The 17,248-nt window shown below is 57.5% G+C and carries 15 protein-coding genes; 1 reads left to right on the forward strand and 14 read right to left on the reverse strand.

Annotated features, from left to right (window positions below):
- Positions 1–2: 2 nt before the first annotated feature.
- The 14 genes from murG to leuO form a co-directional block, all read right to left on the reverse strand.
- Positions 3–1,073, reverse strand: a complete 1,071-nt coding sequence (murG, locus tag MKR05_RS22550) for an undecaprenyldiphospho-muramoylpentapeptide beta-N-acetylglucosaminyltransferase (RefSeq protein ID WP_032429099.1) — start codon at positions 1,071–1,073, stop codon at positions 3–5.
- Positions 1,070–2,344 (reverse strand): cell division protein FtsW, encoded by a 1,275-nt coding sequence (gene ftsW / locus MKR05_RS22555; protein WP_004204337.1) that lies wholly within the window; start codon positions 2,342–2,344, stop codon positions 1,070–1,072. The genes murG and ftsW overlap by 4 nt, the downstream gene beginning before the upstream one ends.
- Entirely contained in the window at positions 2,344–3,660 is a 1,317-nt protein-coding gene (gene murD, locus MKR05_RS22560) for a UDP-N-acetylmuramoyl-L-alanine--D-glutamate ligase (RefSeq protein WP_023291980.1), read from the reverse strand. The genes ftsW and murD overlap by 1 nt, the downstream gene beginning before the upstream one ends.
- A 2-nt stretch (positions 3,661–3,662) precedes the next feature.
- Positions 3,663–4,745, reverse strand: coding sequence for a phospho-N-acetylmuramoyl-pentapeptide-transferase (gene mraY, locus MKR05_RS22565; RefSeq protein ID WP_004204335.1), 1,083 nt, complete (start codon positions 4,743–4,745; stop codon positions 3,663–3,665).
- Positions 4,739–6,097: a UDP-N-acetylmuramoyl-tripeptide--D-alanyl-D-alanine ligase gene (murF, locus tag MKR05_RS22570; RefSeq protein WP_065813027.1), complete on the reverse strand. Its 1,359-nt coding sequence runs from the start codon at positions 6,095–6,097 to the stop codon at positions 4,739–4,741. Before murF ends, mraY begins: the two co-directional genes overlap by 7 nt.
- On the reverse strand, positions 6,094–7,581 hold the full coding sequence (gene murE, locus MKR05_RS22575; RefSeq protein WP_023291978.1) for a UDP-N-acetylmuramoyl-L-alanyl-D-glutamate--2,6-diaminopimelate ligase: 1,488 nt from the start codon (positions 7,579–7,581) through the stop codon (positions 6,094–6,096). Before murE ends, murF begins: the two co-directional genes overlap by 4 nt.
- The gene (locus tag MKR05_RS22580; RefSeq protein ID WP_023291977.1) at positions 7,568–9,334 is read right to left on the reverse strand and encodes a peptidoglycan glycosyltransferase FtsI; all 1,767 of its coding nucleotides are present in this window, start codon (positions 9,332–9,334) and stop codon (positions 7,568–7,570) included. Before MKR05_RS22580 ends, murE begins: the two co-directional genes overlap by 14 nt.
- 15 nt (positions 9,335–9,349) lie before the next feature.
- The gene (ftsL, locus tag MKR05_RS22585) at positions 9,350–9,715 is read right to left on the reverse strand and encodes a cell division protein FtsL (protein ID WP_002888550.1); all 366 of its coding nucleotides are present in this window, start codon (positions 9,713–9,715) and stop codon (positions 9,350–9,352) included.
- On the reverse strand, positions 9,712–10,653 hold the full coding sequence (rsmH, locus tag MKR05_RS22590; RefSeq protein WP_004204328.1) for a 16S rRNA (cytosine(1402)-N(4))-methyltransferase RsmH: 942 nt from the start codon (positions 10,651–10,653) through the stop codon (positions 9,712–9,714). Before rsmH ends, ftsL begins: the two co-directional genes overlap by 4 nt.
- Positions 10,654–10,655: 2 nt before the next feature.
- On the reverse strand, positions 10,656–11,114 hold the full coding sequence (gene mraZ / locus MKR05_RS22595) for a division/cell wall cluster transcriptional repressor MraZ (protein WP_004204327.1): 459 nt from the start codon (positions 11,112–11,114) through the stop codon (positions 10,656–10,658).
- A gap of 640 nt (positions 11,115–11,754) precedes the next feature.
- Positions 11,755–12,759 carry a catabolite repressor/activator gene (cra, locus tag MKR05_RS22600; RefSeq protein WP_004145952.1) on the reverse strand — a complete coding sequence of 335 codons (1,005 nt, stop codon included), beginning with the start codon at positions 12,757–12,759 and terminating at the stop codon, positions 11,755–11,757.
- A gap of 180 nt (positions 12,760–12,939) precedes the next feature.
- Positions 12,940–13,431 (reverse strand): acetolactate synthase small subunit, encoded by a 492-nt coding sequence (gene ilvN, locus MKR05_RS22605; RefSeq protein WP_002888536.1) that lies wholly within the window; start codon positions 13,429–13,431, stop codon positions 12,940–12,942.
- Positions 13,432–13,433: 2 nt separating this feature from the next.
- Complete coding sequence (gene ilvI, locus MKR05_RS22610) at positions 13,434–15,158, reverse strand: acetolactate synthase 3 large subunit (protein WP_002888534.1); 1,725 nt, start codon at positions 15,156–15,158, stop codon at positions 13,434–13,436.
- A 394-nt stretch (positions 15,159–15,552) separates the two neighbouring features.
- Positions 15,553–16,521 carry a transcriptional regulator LeuO gene (gene leuO / locus MKR05_RS22615; protein ID WP_072140386.1) on the reverse strand — a complete coding sequence of 323 codons (969 nt, stop codon included), beginning with the start codon at positions 16,519–16,521 and terminating at the stop codon, positions 15,553–15,555.
- A 614-nt stretch (positions 16,522–17,135) separates the two neighbouring features.
- Between leuO and leuL the strand changes: the two genes are divergently transcribed.
- On the forward strand, positions 17,136–17,222 hold the full coding sequence (leuL, locus tag MKR05_RS22620) for a leu operon leader peptide (RefSeq protein WP_017901192.1): 87 nt from the start codon (positions 17,136–17,138) through the stop codon (positions 17,220–17,222).
- Positions 17,223–17,248 lie beyond the last annotated feature (26 nt).

The following is a 17,248-nucleotide window of genomic DNA, read 5'->3' on the forward strand; positions in this document are numbered from 1 at the left end:
AATTAGCGCGCCAAAGCTACGGCGCTGACCTCTTCTGCTACCCGCTCGGTAGCGTCCGGAATCGAAGCGCCACGCGCTCGTTCCGCCATGTCCAGCAAGGTTTCCCGATCCCAGCTCGCCAGAGTAGAGGCTACCGCCTCTACCGTGAACGCCGGCTGTTCGAGAATTTTCGCCGCGCCGGCTTTCTCCAGCGGCAGCGCATTCCAGTACTGCTGACGATCTTTGTGCTGGAACGGTACAAACAGCGCCGGTAAGCCCGCGGCCGCGATTTCGCTAACCGTCAGCGCGCCGGAACGGCAAACCACAACATCTGCCCAGGCATACGCCGCGGCCATATCATCAATAAATTCCGTCACTTTATGCTGCGGCTGCCCCGCGGCGGCATAGGCCTGCTGCACGGTTTGCTGGCCGCCTTTACCGCTCTGATGCCAGATGGTCACCGTATCGCCGAGCTTCGCCGCCACCTGCGGCATGGTCTGGTTCAGGACGCGCGCGCCCTGAGAGCCACCGACCACCAGCACGCGAATCGGCCCCTGACGGCCCACCAGACGCTGCCCCGGCAGCGGCAGCGCCAGCACATCGGTGCGCACCGGATTGCCGACCACGTCCGCATGCGGAAAGGCGCCGGGAAACGCCTGCATCACTTTCTTCGCAATCTTCGCCAGCCACTTGTTGGTCAGGCCGGCAATGCCGTTTTGCTCGTGGAGGACCACCGGGATCCCCAGCGACCACGCCGCCAGACCGCCAGGCCCGGACACATAGCCGCCCATGCCCAGCACCACGTCCGGCTGGAAACGCTTCATGATCGCCCGCGCCTGACGCCAGGCGTTGAAGATCCGCACCGGCGCCAGCAGCTGTGCTTTAATCCCTTTGCCACGCAGGCCGGAGATACGGATAAAATCAATCTCGATGCCGTTTTTCGGCACTAAATCCGCTTCCATACGATCGGCGGTACCCAGCCAGCGAACCTGCCAGCCCTGGTCCATTAGATGGTGCGCGACCGCCAGTCCCGGGAACACATGCCCGCCGGTACCGCCCGCCATCACCATCAACCGCTTTTCCTGACCGCTCATCGAACACCCCGTGTAAACGCCTGGGCTTTTTCCAGACGCGTTTCATAATCAATTCGCAACAACAACATGATGGCCGTCGACATAATCAGCAGACTGGAACCACCATAACTGATCAGCGGCAGCGTCAGACCTTTCGTCGGCAGCATCCCCGCCGCCGCCCCGACGTTAACTAACGCCTGGAAGCTAAACCAGATACCAATCGCACAGGCGAGGAAGCCGGAGAAGCGATGATCGATCTCCAGCGCTTTTCGGCCAATCGACATGGCGCGGAAAGCGACGAAGAATACCATTAAAAGCGCCAGTACCACACCGATATAACCGAGTTCTTCGCCGATGATGGCGAAGATAAAGTCAGTGTGCGCTTCCGGCAAATACTCCAGTTTTTGCACCGAGTTACCGAGTCCCTGCCCCCACATCTCGCCGCGGCCAAAGGCCATCAGCGACTGGGTCAGCTGGTAGCCGCTGCCGAACGGGTCTTCCCACGGGTTCCAGAAGGAGGTCACGCGGCGAATACGGTACGGTTCGGCGAGGATCAACAGGACCACCGCCGAGATGCCCATGCCGATAATGGCGATGAACTGCCACAGCTTGGCGCCGGCGAGGAACAGCATCGCCAGCGTGGTGACGAACAGCACCACCACCGTACCGAGGTCAGGCTGCGCCAGCAGCAGGATCGCCAGCACGAAAATCACGCCCATCGGTTTTAAGAAGCCGCGCAGGTTGTTGCGCACTTCATCAGCTTTACGCACCAGATAGTTGGCGATGTAGCAGAACAGCGACAGCTTGGTGAACTCCGCCGGCTGAATGCGCAGCGGACCGAGGGCGATCCAGCGCGATGCACCGTTTACCGAGCTACCCACCACCAGCACGATCAGCAGCATGACGATCGAGGCGATCAGCATCGCGGTACTGTGGCGCTGCCAGAAATCCATCGGCAGTCGCAGCGTCACCAGCGCGAGGACAAAGGCCAGCACAATGTACAGGCCGTCACGCTTGGCGAAGAGGAAAGGATCGTTCGCCAGACGCTGCCCCACCGGCATTGACGCCGAGGTCACCATAATAAAGCCGATCGCCGCCAGGCCGAAGGTCAGCCACAGCAGCATCCGGTCATACATCACCAGACTGTCGTTATCTTTTGGGCGCGAGCCCATCACCCAGCCTTTCAGCGCGGCGAACAGCCAGGCGAAGATAAACATCCCCGGCAGTCGCGGCAGTCTCAACCGAGGCAAGCTCAGTTGCGGCATTCTCAGGCGTGGGAGAGAGAAACGCATCAACCTAACTCCTTCGCCAGGCGGGCAAACATCTCGCCCCGTTGTTCAAAGTTCTTAAACTGATCCAGGCTGGCGCAGGCCGGCGACAGGAGAACCATGTCGCCCGCTTTCACCAGGGGCGCAATCTGACGCATCGCCTGTTCCATGGTTTCAGTTTGTACCGCCACCTCAGGACGCAGCTCGGCGAGCTCGGCGCCGTCGCGACCAAAGCAGTACAGGCGGATACGATCGCCGCCAAGGTAGCGCTTCAGCGGGGTGAAATCAGCGGACTTGCCGTCGCCGCCCAGCAGCAGATACAGCGTGCCATCAAGCTGCAGGCCGTTCAGCGCCGCCTCGGTACTGCCAACGTTGGTTGCCTTCGAGTCGTTAATCCAGCGCACGCCGTTGTGATCCAGCACCAGCTGGAAGCGATGCGCCAGGCCGGTAAAGGTGGTCAGCGCCTTCAGGCTGCTGGCACGCGGCAGGCCCGCGGCATCGGCCAGCGCCAGCGCCGCCAGGGCGTTGCTGTAGTTATGCTGACCCGTGATAGACATCTCTTTTACATTGAGGACTTTCTCACCTTTAACGCGCAGCCAGGTCTCGCCCTGCTGACGGTTAAGGTGGTAGTCACCGACATCGACGCCAAAGCTGATGCAGCGATCGTCCGCGCCGCGTACCGGCATGGTGAGCGCATCGTCCGCGTTGACCACGCAGGTCTTCGCATTCTCGTAAATCCGCAGCTTCGCCGCGCGATACTGCTGCAGCCCCAGCGGGTAGCGGTCCATATGGTCCTCAGTCACGTTGAGGATGGTTGCCGCCACCGCCTGCAGGCTGGAGGTGGTTTCCAGCTGGAAGCTGGAGAGCTCCAGGACATACAGCTCACGATCGGTATCCAGCAGCATCAGCGCCGGCAGGCCGATATTGCCGCCCACGCCGACGTTAACCCCGGCCGCTTTCGCCATCTCGCCCACCAGGGTGGTGACGGTGCTTTTGCCGTTCGAGCCGGTAATGGCGATGATCGGCGCCTGCGCTTCGCGGCAGAACAGTTCGATATCGCCAACGATCTCTACGCCAGCGTCCGCCGCCGCGCTCAACGAAGGATGAGCCAGCGCGATGCCGGGACTGGCGACAATCAGATCCGCCGCCAGCAGCCAGGTATCATTGAGGCCGCCGACATGGCATTCGACCGATTCAGGCAATTTATCCAGCCCGGGAGGCGCGACGCGGGTGTCCATAACGCGCGGGGTTACGCCGCGCGCCATGAAAAAGTCCACGCATGACAGGCCGGTCATGCCCAGCCCAATAATGACGACTTTTTTACCCTGATAATCTGCCATGATTAACGTACCTTCAGCGTCGCCAGGCCAATCAGCACCAGCATCAGCGAAATAATCCAGAAGCGCACGATAACGCGCGGCTCCGGCCAGCCTTTCAGTTCATAGTGGTGGTGGATCGGCGCCATGCGGAAGATACGCTGACCGCGCAGCTTAAAGGAGCCGACCTGCAGGATCACCGACAGGGTCTCCACCACGAAAACGCCGCCCATAATCACCAGCAGGAATTCCTGACGCAGCAGCACGGCGATAATGCCCAGCGCGCCGCCGAGCGCCAGCGAACCGACGTCGCCCATAAAGACCTGCGCCGGATAGGTGTTAAACCACAGAAAGCCCAGCCCCGCGCCGACGATCGCCGTACAGACGATCACCAGTTCGCCGGCGTGGCGCAGATAGGGGATGTGCAGGTAGTTGGCGAAATTCATGTTACCGGTCGCCCACGCCACCAGCGCAAAACCCGCTGCGACGAAGACGGTGGGCATGATCGCCAGGCCGTCGAGACCGTCGGTCAGGTTAACCGCATTGCCGGTGCCGACGATCACGAAGTAGGCCAGCAGGATATAGAACAGCCCCAGCTGCGGCATAACGTCTTTAAAGAACGGCACCACCAGCTCGGTCGCCGGGGTGTCTTTCCCGGCCAGATAGAGCGCGAACGCCACGCCCAGCGCGATCACCGACATCCAGAAATATTTCCAGCGGGCGATCAGGCCTTTGGTGTCTTTGCGCACCACTTTACGGTAGTCATCAACGAAGCCGATGATCCCGTAGCCGATTAATACCGTCAGCACGCACCAGACGTACGGGTTGGAGGGGTAAGCCCACAGCAGAACGGAGACGGTGATCGCAGTGAGGATCATGATCCCCCCCATGGTCGGCGTGCCGCGTTTGCTGAAGTGGGACTCCGGACCGTCGTTACGAACCACCTGGCCGAAGGAGAGTTTTTGCAGACGGGCGATCATGCGCGGGCCCATCCACAGAGAGATGAACAGCGCGGTCAGCAGGCTGACGATGGCGCGAAACGTCAAATACGAAAAGACGTTAAAGCCGGAATAATATTTGACCAAATGTTCGGCCAGCCATACTAACATGTCCCAGTCTCCTGTAATGCGCGTACTACCTCTTCCATGGCGGCACTACGTGAACCCTTCACTAAAATGGTCATTATCTTATGCTCCGCCAGCAGCTCGCGCAGGCGAGCCACCACGGCGGCTTTATCGTTAAAATGTTCGCCCACGCCGCTGGCGCGGCTGATATCCGCGCTCAAGGCGCCGACGCTGAGAACACAATCCAGCCCTGCCGCTTTCGCCGCTTCGCCGACTTCACGATGGCAAGCCGCGCTTTCCGCGCCAAGCTCCGCCATATCGCCGACCACCATCGCCCGAAAGCCGGGCATCTCTGACAGCACCTGCACCGCCGCGGTCATCGAACCGACGTTAGCGTTATAGGAGTCATCCAGCAGCAGCTGACTCTCGGTCAGGCGGATCGGGAACAGACGTCCCGGAACGGCCTGCAGCTGCGCCAGACCGGCTTTCACCGCCGCCAGATCGGCGCCTACCGCCATCGCCAGCGAGGTCGCCGCCAGCGCGTTAGCGATGTTGTGGCGTCCCGGCAGCGGCAGCAGTACGTCAACGTTGCCGGTTGGGGTCTGCAGCGTAAATTCGGTGCCGTGGCTGGTGATCTGCACGTTAGTCGCGGTGAAATCGCTGTTGGCCGCGTTCGGCGAGAAGCGCCACACTTTGCGATCGCCAATCACCGCCTGCCAGTTCAGCCAGTCGTTGTTGTCGGCATTGAGAATGGCGATGCCGTTTTCCGGCAGACCGGTATAGATTTCGCCCTTCGCCTTCGCCACGCCCGCCAGCGAGCCGAAACCTTCAAGGTGCGCGGCGGCAAGGTTGTTGACCAGCGCCGCTTCCGGACGCGTCAGGCTGACGGTCCACGCGATTTCGCCCTGGTGGTTGGCGCCAAGCTCAATCACCGCGTACTGATGTTCTTTGGTCAGACGCAGCAGGGTCATCGGCACGCCGATATCGTTGTTCAGGTTGCCGGCGGTATACAGCGTGTTGCCGCACTGGCTGAGGATCGCCGCGGTCATCTCTTTGACCGAGGTTTTACCAGACGAGCCGGTCAGGGCGACGACGCGGGTCGGCACCTGCTGACGTACCCAGGCGGCCAACTCGCCGAAAGCCTGCCGGGTATCTTTCACGATCACCTGCGGGAGATCGCAGGGTAGCGGACGGCTCACCAGCAGCGCGCCGGCGCCTGCCGCTTTCGCCTGTTCGGCAAAATCATGGGCGTCGAAACGCTCGCCTTTCAGCGCCACAAACAGGCAGCCCGCCGTGATTTTACGGGTGTCGGTGGTCACCTCGTCGATAGCGATATCGCTACCCTGCCGTTCGCCATGAGCGATCGCGGCGAGCTGGCTTAACGTAAAGCGAATCATGCTACCGCTCCCAGCAGACGCGCGACGGTGACGCGGTCGGAATAATCCAGACGACGGTTGCCGACGATCTGGTAATCTTCATGGCCTTTACCCGCCACCAGCACCACGTCGTTCTCCTGCGCCTGCATCACGGCGTTGGTCACCGCTTCCGCACGGCCTTCCATCACTTTTGCATGACCTGCATCGAGCATGCCGGCCAGAATATCGTTGATAATCGCCCGCGGCTCTTCGGTACGCGGGTTGTCGTCAGTGACGACCACGATATCGGCGAACTCTTCAGCAATCGCCCCCATCAGCGGACGCTTGCCTTTGTCGCGGTCTCCGCCGCAGCCGAAGACGCACCACAGCTTGCCGCTGCAGTGCAGGCGCGCGGCCTGCAGCGCTTTTTCCAGCGCGTCAGGCGTATGGGCATAATCCACCACCACGGCCGGTTTACCGGGCGCGCTGAACACTTCCATACGGCCGCATACCGGCTGTAAACGAGCCGCCGTTTTCAGCAGATCGGCCAGCGGATAGCCCAGCGCCAGCAGCGTGGCCAGCGCCAGCAGCAGGTTGCTGACGTTAAAGGCGCCCATCAGGCGACTTTCGATTTCACCGTTGCCCCAGCTGGAGTCAAACTGGATGGTGGCGCCGCTGTCGTGATAGTTGACCGCGGTGGCCTTCAGCCAGCGGCCGTGGCAGTTCGGATTGATATGATCTTCCATCGACACCGCCACCGCGTCCGGTAGCTTCGCCAGCCAGCGACGACCGACTTCATCGTCAGCGTTGACGATGGCCTGGCCGCAATGGTGGGTGGAGTACAGCAGCCATTTCGCCGCTTCGTAGTGCGCCATATCGCCATGGTAGTCGAGGTGGTCGCGGCTCAGGTTGGTAAATACCGAGGCGGCAAACTGCACGGCCGCCACGCGGTGCTGCACCAGCCCGTGGGAAGAGACTTCCATCGCGCCGAAGGTTGCCCCCTGCTCGACCAGGCCGGAAAGCACGTGCTGAACATCGACCGCAGAGCCGGTGGTGTTTTCGCTCGGCACCACTTTATCCAGCAGCCCGTTGCCGACGGTCCCCATCACCGCGCTGGTTTCGCCGAGCAGTTTCGCCCATTGCGCCAGAAGCTGGGTGGTGGTGGTTTTGCCGTTGGTACCGGTCACGCCCACCAGACGCAGCTGCTGCGACGGCTGATGATAAAAACGCCCGGCCAGCGCCGATAAACGTTCGTTAAGCTGGCTCAGGTAGATAACCGGCACGCCGTGCATTTCACGGATCTCACCGTCTTTCGCTTCGCCCTGCGCTTCAGCAATAATGGCAGCCACACCTTGCGCTATCGCCTGCGGGATATAACGACGCCCGTCCGCCTGATGACCCTGTACCGCGATAAAGAGATCGCCGGAAGCCGCCACCCGGCTGTCCAGCGTCATCTCTCGCAGAATGCGCTCCGGTGCGTTTGGCACCCATGGAGCGAGAAGGTCGCGCAAATTACGATCTGCCACCTGTTCCCTCGCCTTGATTAATTACAAATTCACTTTTTTCGCCCGTTGCCAGCGCATCCGGTTCGATGTTCATGGTGCGCAATACGCCGCCCATGATGGCACCGAACACCGGCGCGGAAACGGCGCCACCGTAGTATTTACCTGCCTGCGGGTCGTTGATCACCACCACCAGCGCAAAGCGCGGATGGCTGGCGGGCGCAACGCCTGCGGTGTAAGCAATATATTTGTTGATATAGCGGCCATCCGGCCCCACTTTTTTCGCCGTACCGGTTTTAATCGCGATGCGATAGCCTTTGATCGCCGCTTTCACGCCGCCGCCGCCGGGCAGCGCCACGCTTTCCATCATATGAACGACGGTACGAACGAGTGATTCCGGGAAGACACGCTCGCCCGGAACCGGTGGATCAACTTTGGTAATCGACAGCGGGCGATAGATGCCGTAGCTGCCAATCGTTGCGTAGACTCGCGCTAACTGTAACGGGGTTACCATTAGCCCGTAGCCGAAAGAAAAGGTGGCCCTCTCTATGTCAGACCACCGTTGTTTTTGAGGATATAAGCCACTGCGTTCTCCGACCAACCCCAAATTGGTCGCCTTTCCAAGCCCAAAACGTGAGTAAGTATCTACTAACGCTGAGGACGGCATCGCTAACGCCAGCTTAGAAACACCGACGTTACTCGACTTCTGTAGCACCCCGGTCAGGGTCAATTCGCTGTAGCGCGCCACGTCTTTAATTTCGTGGCCGTTAATTCGATAAGGCACGGTATTGAGCACGGTATTTTCGTTGACGATACCGCGCTGCAGCGCCGTCATCACCACCATCGGCTTCACCGTCGAACCGGGTTCGAAGACGTCGGTGATGGCGCGGTTACGCATGGTGTCTTTCGCCGTGCCGGCGAAGTTGTTTGGGTTGTAGGACGGGCTGTTGGCCATCGCCAGCACTTCGCCGGTGTTCACGTCCACTAACACCGCGCTGCCGGACTCGGCTTTGTTAAAGGCCACGGCGTTGTTCAGCTCACGATAGACCAGCGCCTGCAGACGCTCGTCAATACTCAGCGCCAGGTTGTGCGCCGCCTGGCTGTCGGTGGAAGAGATGTCTTCAATTACCCGGCCATAGCGGTCTTTACGCACGATACGCTCGCCCGGCTGGCCGGTGAGCCATTTATCAAAGCTTTTTTCGACCCCTTCAATCCCCTGGCTGTCGACGTTGGTAAAACCGATGAGGTGAGCGGTCACTTCCCCGGAAGGGTAGTAACGACGGGATTCTTCACGCAGATGAATGCCCGGCAGCTTCAGTTTTTTGATGTAGTCGGCCATGTCAGGGTTTACCTGACGCGCCAGATAGATGAAACGCATCCGCGGATTGGTATTGATACGCGTCGCCAGCTGATCCAGCGGCATATTGAGGGCATCCGCCAGCGCCTTCCAGCGCGTATCCAGGGTTACCCCGCCGGCATCATGGAGTTCTTTCGGATCGGCCCAGATAGCTTTCACCGGCACGCTGACCGCCAGTGGACGTCCGGAGCGGTCGGTAATCATCCCGCGCGCGGTGGACACTTCCTGTACGCGCAGGGAACGCATATCGCCCTGACGCACCAGCATATCCGGGCTGACCACCTGTAGCCAGGCAACGCGCCCCAGCAGGAAAGTCAGCGCCAGCAGAATGCAGCCGCACAGCAACGCAAAACGCCAACTGATAAAGTTGGCCTGTTCTTCCTGACGTTTTGCTTTTGGCGTTTTTGGCGCTGCTTTCATCCGTCGCAATAATCCTTATTTCTGTACAACGATATTTTCTTGTGATGGATCGACGTGTTGCATCTGCAACTTCTCGGTCGCGATCCGTTCAACCCGACTGTGATCGCCGAGCGCGTTCTCTTCGAGGATCAGGTTGCGCCACTCAATGTCCAGGGCGTCGCGTTCCAGAACCAGTTGTTCACGCTGCGCGGTCAACAGGCGCGTGTGGTGCGCGGTGGTGACCACGGTAATCGCCGTAATAATGATGCAAATGAACAGGCAGAGTGGCAGTTTCCCAAACCGCAGAAGGTCGTCCCCGATCACGCCAGGCAAAGCATGGCGCTCGTTGCTTCCAATCGACCCTTTAACTTTGCTTAAGGCCTCTGTCACTCTGCCGATCATGCGTTCGTCCTCTCTGCGATACGCAGCACTGAACTACGGGCACGTGGATTCTCTGCCACCTCTTCTTCGCCCGGCATCAACTTGCCTAGTGCTCGTAACTCACGGCCGCCCAGTTTTTTGAGCTGCGATTCGGTCATCGGTATTCCCGCCGGAACCTGCGGACCGCGGCTTTGCTCACGCATAAAGCGCTTTACAATGCGATCTTCCAGCGAATGAAAACTAATGATCGACAGCCGCCCGCCCGGGGCCAGCACGCTGAGCGAGCTTTTTAGCGCCTGCTCTATCTCCTCCAGTTCACTGTTTACCCAAATGCGCACCGCCTGGAAGGTACGGGTCGCGGGATGTTTGTGCTTATCTTTTACCGGCATCGCCGCGGCGATGACCTCCGCCAGCTCTTTAGTGCGGGTCATCGGTGCAATGCGATTACGTTCGACGATCGCGCGGGCGATCCGTTTACCGAAACGCTCTTCGCCGAAGGTTTTAATCACCCAGGCGATATCCGCTTCTTCAGCGGTCTGCAGCCATTCGGCCGCGGACTGACCGCGGGTCGGATCCATGCGCATATCCAGCGGCCCGTCGCGCATAAAGGAAAAGCCGCGTTCCGCATCGTCAAGCTGCGGGGAAGAGACGCCAAGATCGAGCAGAATGCCGTCGATCTTACCGGTAAGATTGCGCTCGCCGACGTACTCAGCAAGCTGTGAAAATGGACCATGTACGATGGAAAAGCGGGGATCATCGATGGTTTGCGCGACGGCAATCGCCTGAGGATCGCGATCGATTGCCAGCAAGCGTCCTTCCGCTCCCAGTTGGGAGAGGATCAGGCGCGAGTGACCGCCGCGACCAAAGGTACCATCAATATAGATACCGTCTGGACGAATATTGAGGCCGTTGACGGCTTCATCCAGAAGTACCGTAGTGTGTTTAAAATTTTCCATCATTTTTATAAAGACAAATCCTGCAGGCGCTCCGACAGTTCACCGGTCGCGGACTGCTCAGCGTCGATATCTTCCTTGACCCGTTGATACCAGGTCGTTTCGTCCCACAGTTCAAATTTATTAAACTGCCCGACCAGCATCACTTCTTTTGTCAGCCCGGCATGCTGCCGTAACACCGGCGCTATCAGCAAGCGACCGGCATTATCCATCTGACATTCGCTGGCATGACCCAGAAGCAAACGCTGTACGCGCCGCTCAACGGGATTCATGCTCGATAAACGCGACAATTTCTGCTCGATGACTTCCCATTCAGGCAATGGATAAAGCAGCAGGCACGGGTGATGAATGTCAATGGTGCATACCAATTGACCGGCAGCGTCCTCGATCAGCCCATCGCGATAGCGCGTTGGCACGGCCAGGCGGCCTTTGCTGTCGAGATTGACTAACGTTGCTCCACGGAACATGCCAGCCTCACCCCTTTTCGCCACTTTATCCCACAAATTCCCACCACAAGGAGTTTACGGAGCGGAGGAAAAGCTTGTCAAGCCAGCACGAATGCCAACGGAGCTCAAAAACCCATTATTTACAGCCGACATTAGCCCTGATGAAAAAATCATCAACAGGCGAGGCAAATTAACGTTATGAATACGTGTAAGAAAATAACCAACAAACTCGTAACAGTTATAAACATCAAAATATCTTCGGCGGGAAAATATAAAGTGTCAGTTTGCGACGCGAGCGGCATTTTAGGCCATTATGCCGGCCGTTAACAGTACCTGTTGCTGGCTGAAGGGCTGACCAGGCGCGGGATAAGGCAGGAGAGAAAGGTTGGGGCTAACAAAATGGGTGTTAATTCAGCAATTAACCTGGTGAATGTAACAAAATAATACAATTAAAGCCGGCACAATCATTTTTTGTGTCCCGTTTTGAGTCGCAAAACGATTGCCAGCGAATAAAACAAAATAACGCGTAAAGAAGTTTAGGGATTTGTCTGAAATATATTCAGTTTTGCATTCTGGACGTCAGTTGCCTGATTTATCGCCAGCGGCCTGCTCTCTGGCAGGCCTGCCAGGATTAATCCTGGGTGCTGACGATATTGCGCGCTTAACGGCGATTCAGGCTGCCGCGGCGATAAAGATTACGACGAATACGGCTGAGGCCCGGCTTCGGCTTGCGCGGTTCATCGAGGCTGGCGAGGACGATCTCGAGCACCCGCTCAGCGACATCGCGATGGCGCTGGGCCACGGCCAGTACCGGACACTGCAGGAAATCGAGCAGCTCATTATCGCCGAAGGTGGCGATCGCCAGCTCGGAGGGCAGTTTACCCTCACGGCGCAGCGTCACATCCATGACGCCCTGCAGCAACGGGAAAGAGGTGGTGAACAGCGCCTGCGGCATCGGATGGGTTTCAAGCCATTTCTCAAACAGCTGGGCCGCCGCTTCTCGCTCGTAGCTGTTGGCATAGAGATAATGCACCTCACGCGGATCGTCCTGCCAGGCTTTACGGAAGCCTTGCTCGCGCAGGAAGCTCACCGACAGTTCCGGCAGCGCGCCCAGATAAAGCACCGTTTCGCCGGGAAAAGTCCGCAACTCGGCGGCGAGCATCTCGGCATCATCCTGGTCAGCGCCGACGACGCTGGTGAAGTGCTCGCGGTCAAGGGCGCGGTCGAGGGCGACAATCGGAAACGGATCGTTAGCCCAGCGCTGATAAAAAGGGTGCTCCGGCGGCAGCGAGGTGGAAACAATGATGGCGTCCACCTGGCGCTGTAGCAGATGCTCGATACAGCGCATTTCGTTATCGGGCTGATCCTCCGAGCAGGCAATCAGCAACTGATAGCCGCGCTGGCGCGCCTGCCGCTCCAGATAATTTGCAATACGGGTATAGCTGGTGTTCTCCAGATCCGGGATCACCAGACCGATAGAGCGTGTGCGTCCTGCACGCAGGCCAGCAGCGACCGCATTCGGGTGATAGTTGTGCTCTCGCACGACAGCCATCACTTTTTCGACCGTTTTGTCGCTTACGCGGTACTGCTTCGCTTTGCCATTAATCACATAGCTCGCGGTGGTTCTTGAAACACCGGCCAGCCGGGCGATTTCATCCAGTTTCACAATTGCCCCTTGGGTAAGAAGTGCCAAACATAACCATTATTCAGGTATGGAACCCTTTTTATAACATCTAAGCGCAGAATAGTTAGCGCAGCAACCGCTTTCGCTTACAGTTCCTACTGATTTCGCAAAAAAAAAGCCCGACAGTCGCTGACGGGCTATTTTTGCATCAGTTCCCGATCCTCAGCGCATGATTTTATCACCGCGAGACAGGCCGACCACGCCGGAGCGAGCCACTTCCACGATCCGAGCGACATCGCGCAGGGAGGCCAGGAAAGCGTCGAGCTTATCGCTGGTGCCGGCGAGTTGAACGGTATAGATAGAAGGCGTCACGTCGATAATCTGTCCACGAAAGATTTCGGTGTTGCGCTTCACTTCTTCACGGCCGTAACCGCTGGCCTGGACCTTCACCAGCATGATTTCGCGTTCGACATGAGCCCCCTGCCCCAGCTCGCTGACCCGCAGGACATCCACCAGCTTGTGCAGCTGCTTTTCAATCTGCTCGATCGCTTTTTCATCGCCCACGGTCTGGATGGTCATCCTGGAGAGGGTCGGATCGTCCGTCGGGGCGACAGTCAGGCTTTCTATATTATAGCCGCGCTGGGAAAAGAGGCCGATAACGCGGGACAATGCGCCCGATTCGTTTTCCAGTAATACCGATAATATCCGGCGCATAATCAGGTCCTCTCCGTTTTGCTCAACCACATTTCATCCATGCCGCCGCCGCGGATCTGCATGGGGTACACATGCTCACTGCCGTCGACGGTGACATCGACAAACACCAGCCGGCGCTGTCGCACCTGCTCCAGGGCTTCTGCAAGCTTCGTCTCCAGCTCCTGCGGCTCGCTGATGCGGATCCCAACGTGGCCGTAGGCTTCCGCCAGACGAACGAAGTCCGGCAGCGACTCCATATAGGACTGCGAGTGGCGCCCGGAATAAAGCATATCCTGCCACTGCTTCACCATCCCCAGATAGCGGTTGTTAAGGTTAAGCACCAGGACCGGCAGCTCATACTGCAGCGCAGTAGAGAGTTCCTGAATGTTCATCTGGATACTGCCGTCACCGGTTACGCAGACGACCATTTCGTCCGGCAGAGCCATTTTGACCCCCAGCGCAGCCGGTAGGCCAAAGCCCATGGTGCCGAGGCCACCGGAGTTAATCCAGCGCCGCGGCTTGTCGAAGGGGTAATAGAGGGCGGCGAACATCTGGTGCTGACCCACATCGGAAGTGACATAGGCATCGCCCTGAGTCAGGCGCCAGATCGTTTCTATCACCGCCTGCGGTTTGATCTTGTCGCTCTGGTCGTCGTAGCGCAGGCAATGGCGGGCGCGCCACTGCTCAATCTGCTGCCACCAGTCGCGAATGTCGTCCAGCGGCTGCTGCGCCTCTTCCTGCTCCAGCAGCTCCAGCATCTGCTCCAGCACCAGCCGGGCATCGCCGACGATCGGCACATCTGCTGGCACGGTTTTCGAGATTGAGGTCGGATCGATATCGATATGCAGCACAGTCGCGTTCGGACAGTATTTGGCCAGGTTATTGGTGGTCCGATCGTCAAAGCGAACGCCGACGGCAAAAATCACGTCTGAATGGTGCATGGTCATGTTGGCTTCATAAGTGCCGTGCATGCCCAGCATCCCCAGCGCCTGCGAGTGCGTCGCCGGGAAAGCGCCCAGCCCCATCAGGGAGGAGGCCACCGGCAGCTTCAGCTTTTCCACCAGCTCGCGCAGCTGAGGTTCGCAATGCGCATTGATCGCCCCGCCGCCGACGTAGACGACCGGCTTGCTCGCCGCCACCAGGGTCTGCAGGGCGCGTTTGATCTGGCCTTTATGACCGCTGGTCGTCGGGTTATACGAGCGCATGCTGACCGCGTCTGGCCAGACGTACGGCAGTTTCTTCGCCGGATTGAGTATATCCTTCGGCAGATCGACCACCACCGGCCCGGGGCGACCGCTGGCCGCCAGCCAGAAGGCTTTCTTCAGCACGCCGGGAATATCTTCGGTCTGCTTCACCAGGAAACTGTGCTTCACCACCGGGCGGGAAATCCCCACCATGTCGCACTCCTGGAAGGCATCGTAGCCGATAAGCGATGTCGCCACTTGCCCGGAGAGGATCACCAGCGGGATAGAGTCCATATAGGCCGTCGCGATACCGGTGATGGCGTTCGTCGCCCCAGGCCCTGAGGTCACCAGCACCACACCGACCTCCCCGGTCGCTCGCGCCAGGCCATCCGCCATATGCACCGCCGCCTGCTCGTGGCGAACCAGCACATGATCGATACCGCCAAGGGTATGTAACGCATCATAGATATCGAGGACTGCGCCTCCGGGATAGCCGAATACTTGCTTGACGCCCTGATCGACAAGCGATTGGACGACCATCTCGGCTCCTGACAACATCTCCATGGTTTGCCTCCAGGCTTATTGTTTTACGACAGCGGAACTCAATTTCCGCGCGCTCGCACGATGCGAAGGAGTACCCCTCCGCACTGAGGTGAATGGACTGCATGCCACTACCATAACTGCTCGCCAGCAGGCAGGCAATTCGCCACCGGAGATGCTTTCTAAGTAGAATAAGAAGAAAAACAAGCGGAGAGAGGGAAATATGGTGGAATGCTTCAGATATAAGAAAAGAGAATAGTAAATACTCGGAGAAAAGGCGCGATAGCAGGAATTGATCCATTTTTTGCTAACGGGCGGAGAGCAACCGAAAGGGTAAACAGCATAAAATTCTGCATTATTGTAATTAAATCATATAAAAAAAGGAGCCGAAGCCCCTTTCATGCTTATTGCCATCGGCTCAGCGCTGACAAATATCCACCAGCAGCTCTTCCATCCACTGATGACCTTTATCGCGACCCGCCGCTTCGTGCCAGGAGAGATAGCAGGTCCGGCTATTCACCTTCAGCGGCAGAGGTAATATTTGCAGCGCTAACTTATCGGCAAACTCATTTGCCAGCCAGCGCGGCGCAATGGCCACCATCTGCGTTTGCGACACCACGTTTAATACGCTGACCATCGCATTACCTTGATATGCGATGCGCGCTTGTTTATCGGCCGTGTCATACCACGGCAGACTGAATGAGGCATACCGATCGAGAGCCACCGCGGCATGCTCCTCGCGATAAATATCAGCCTCCATCACCGGTCCGGAGATACGCGGATGGTTGCGGCTAGCCACCAGAACCATTTCATCTTTGAATAGCGGTACACAGGCAAACTCAGGACGACGAAATTCTTCATAACCGATCACAAATTCCGTTTCCTGATAACGTAACTGATGTTCCGTATTTTGATTAAGCGCTGATTTAAAGACTAAATGAATATTGGGCGCGATTTCGGCGACTTTATTAAAAATCACCGACGTCAGGATGTTATCCAGCGGGCTACAGACGCACAGATTGAAAACACGCTCACTGCTCAAGGGTTCAAAACCGGAGCCTGGCAATTCGTTTTGTACCAGCTGCAGCGCCTGACGCACTGAGCCAAACAGCTGATAGGCCCGCGCCGTCGGCTGAATACCGCGGCCATAGCGCACAAACAGCTCATCATTAAACATCACTTTCAGACGTGAAACCGCGTTGCTCACCGCCGGTTGAGACATGCCGAGCGTATGGGCGGCACGGGTAATATTCTGTTCCTGCATAACCGCATCAAAAACGGTAAGCAGATTGAGATCAACCATCCGTAGTTGAGGTTTTACGACTTCCTGTCCGGGGGCTGATTTATATTCTGGACTTTCAATTAACATATCTAGTTCCGCCGTCACGATGAATTCCCTTTACTAAACCGCTATAATTAGCGCCGAAAATATCATTTATCATGCCAATGACATTTGCAAAATAGCAAAGGTGTATTTTAGGAATATATCAAGGCTATGAGTGGCAGTGTCAAACCGGTACCACCGGAATAAATAAACTGCTCAAACAATATGAGTTACTTAATGAAGATGAGTCTAACCATAATCCAGGAAAATAAAAACAACACCAATGGTTAACTGTAACTTAAGCAATAATAAAGTATTTTATTTTCCACCCCATAAAATTAACAACTATTTATCATTGAAAAAAGATCCGCTAAGGGGTAGACATATTCACACGAAAAATAAATATAATTATTTCATTCAGATAGCGATTTTTGACCGCTTCGCTCGCGGCGCATCGTGAGCGAGGCCTTTAATGCAAAGTACATTTTCAAATGAAACATATCCCTGTGCGCCCCCGCAGGTCCAAAATAGGATCTTCGGCAAAAAAGGGCTAACATCAGCACAATTAGCTAATTCACGCCGCGGACCAAAAACGCTTTTTCCATGCCAGGGGTTGACTTTGAAACGGCTATCCAGTAACTCTAAAAGCATAACGATTTCATCTGGAGTTTGACGCAATGATTCGCACCACTCGCATCACCAGCCTACTACTACTAAACGCATGCCATTTGCGCGGTAGGCTGTTGGGCGACGTTCAGCGTTAAGTCATCTTCCAGCAAGACTATAAAAC

This window comes from Klebsiella sp. K5-204 (genome assembly GCF_030128585.1).
In the GTDB taxonomy this organism is placed as follows: Bacteria; Pseudomonadota; Gammaproteobacteria; order Enterobacterales; family Enterobacteriaceae; genus Klebsiella; species Klebsiella quasipneumoniae.

Excerpts from the sequence above, each read along its gene's own strand:
- ilvI (WP_002888534.1), bottom strand. The coding sequence starts at position 15,158 with ATGGAGATGTTGTCAGGAGCCGAGATGGTCGTCCAATCGCTTGTCGAT.
- mraZ (WP_004204327.1), bottom strand. The coding sequence starts at position 11,114 with ATGTTCCGTGGAGCAACGTTAGTCAATCTCGACAGCAAAGGCCGCCTG.
- ftsL (WP_002888550.1), bottom strand. The coding sequence starts at position 9,715 with ATGATCGGCAGAGTGACAGAGGCCTTAAGCAAAGTTAAAGGGTCGATT.
- murF (WP_065813027.1), bottom strand. The coding sequence starts at position 6,097 with ATGATTCGCTTTACGTTAAGCCAGCTCGCCGCGATCGCTCATGGCGAA.
- leuL (WP_017901192.1), top strand. The coding sequence starts at position 17,136 with ATGATTCGCACCACTCGCATCACCAGCCTACTACTACTAAACGCATGC.
- ftsW (WP_004204337.1), bottom strand. The coding sequence starts at position 2,344 with ATGCGTTTCTCTCTCCCACGCCTGAGAATGCCGCAACTGAGCTTGCCT.
- rsmH (WP_004204328.1), bottom strand. The coding sequence starts at position 10,653 with ATGATGGAAAATTTTAAACACACTACGGTACTTCTGGATGAAGCCGTC.
- mraY (WP_004204335.1), bottom strand. The coding sequence starts at position 4,745 with ATGTTAGTATGGCTGGCCGAACATTTGGTCAAATATTATTCCGGCTTT.
- ilvN (WP_002888536.1), bottom strand. The coding sequence starts at position 13,431 with ATGCGCCGGATATTATCGGTATTACTGGAAAACGAATCGGGCGCATTG.
- murG (WP_032429099.1), bottom strand. The coding sequence starts at position 1,073 with ATGAGCGGTCAGGAAAAGCGGTTGATGGTGATGGCGGGCGGTACCGGC.
- MKR05_RS22580 (WP_023291977.1), bottom strand. The coding sequence starts at position 9,334 with ATGAAAGCAGCGCCAAAAACGCCAAAAGCAAAACGTCAGGAAGAACAG.
- murD (WP_023291980.1), bottom strand. The coding sequence starts at position 3,660 with ATGGCAGATTATCAGGGTAAAAAAGTCGTCATTATTGGGCTGGGCATG.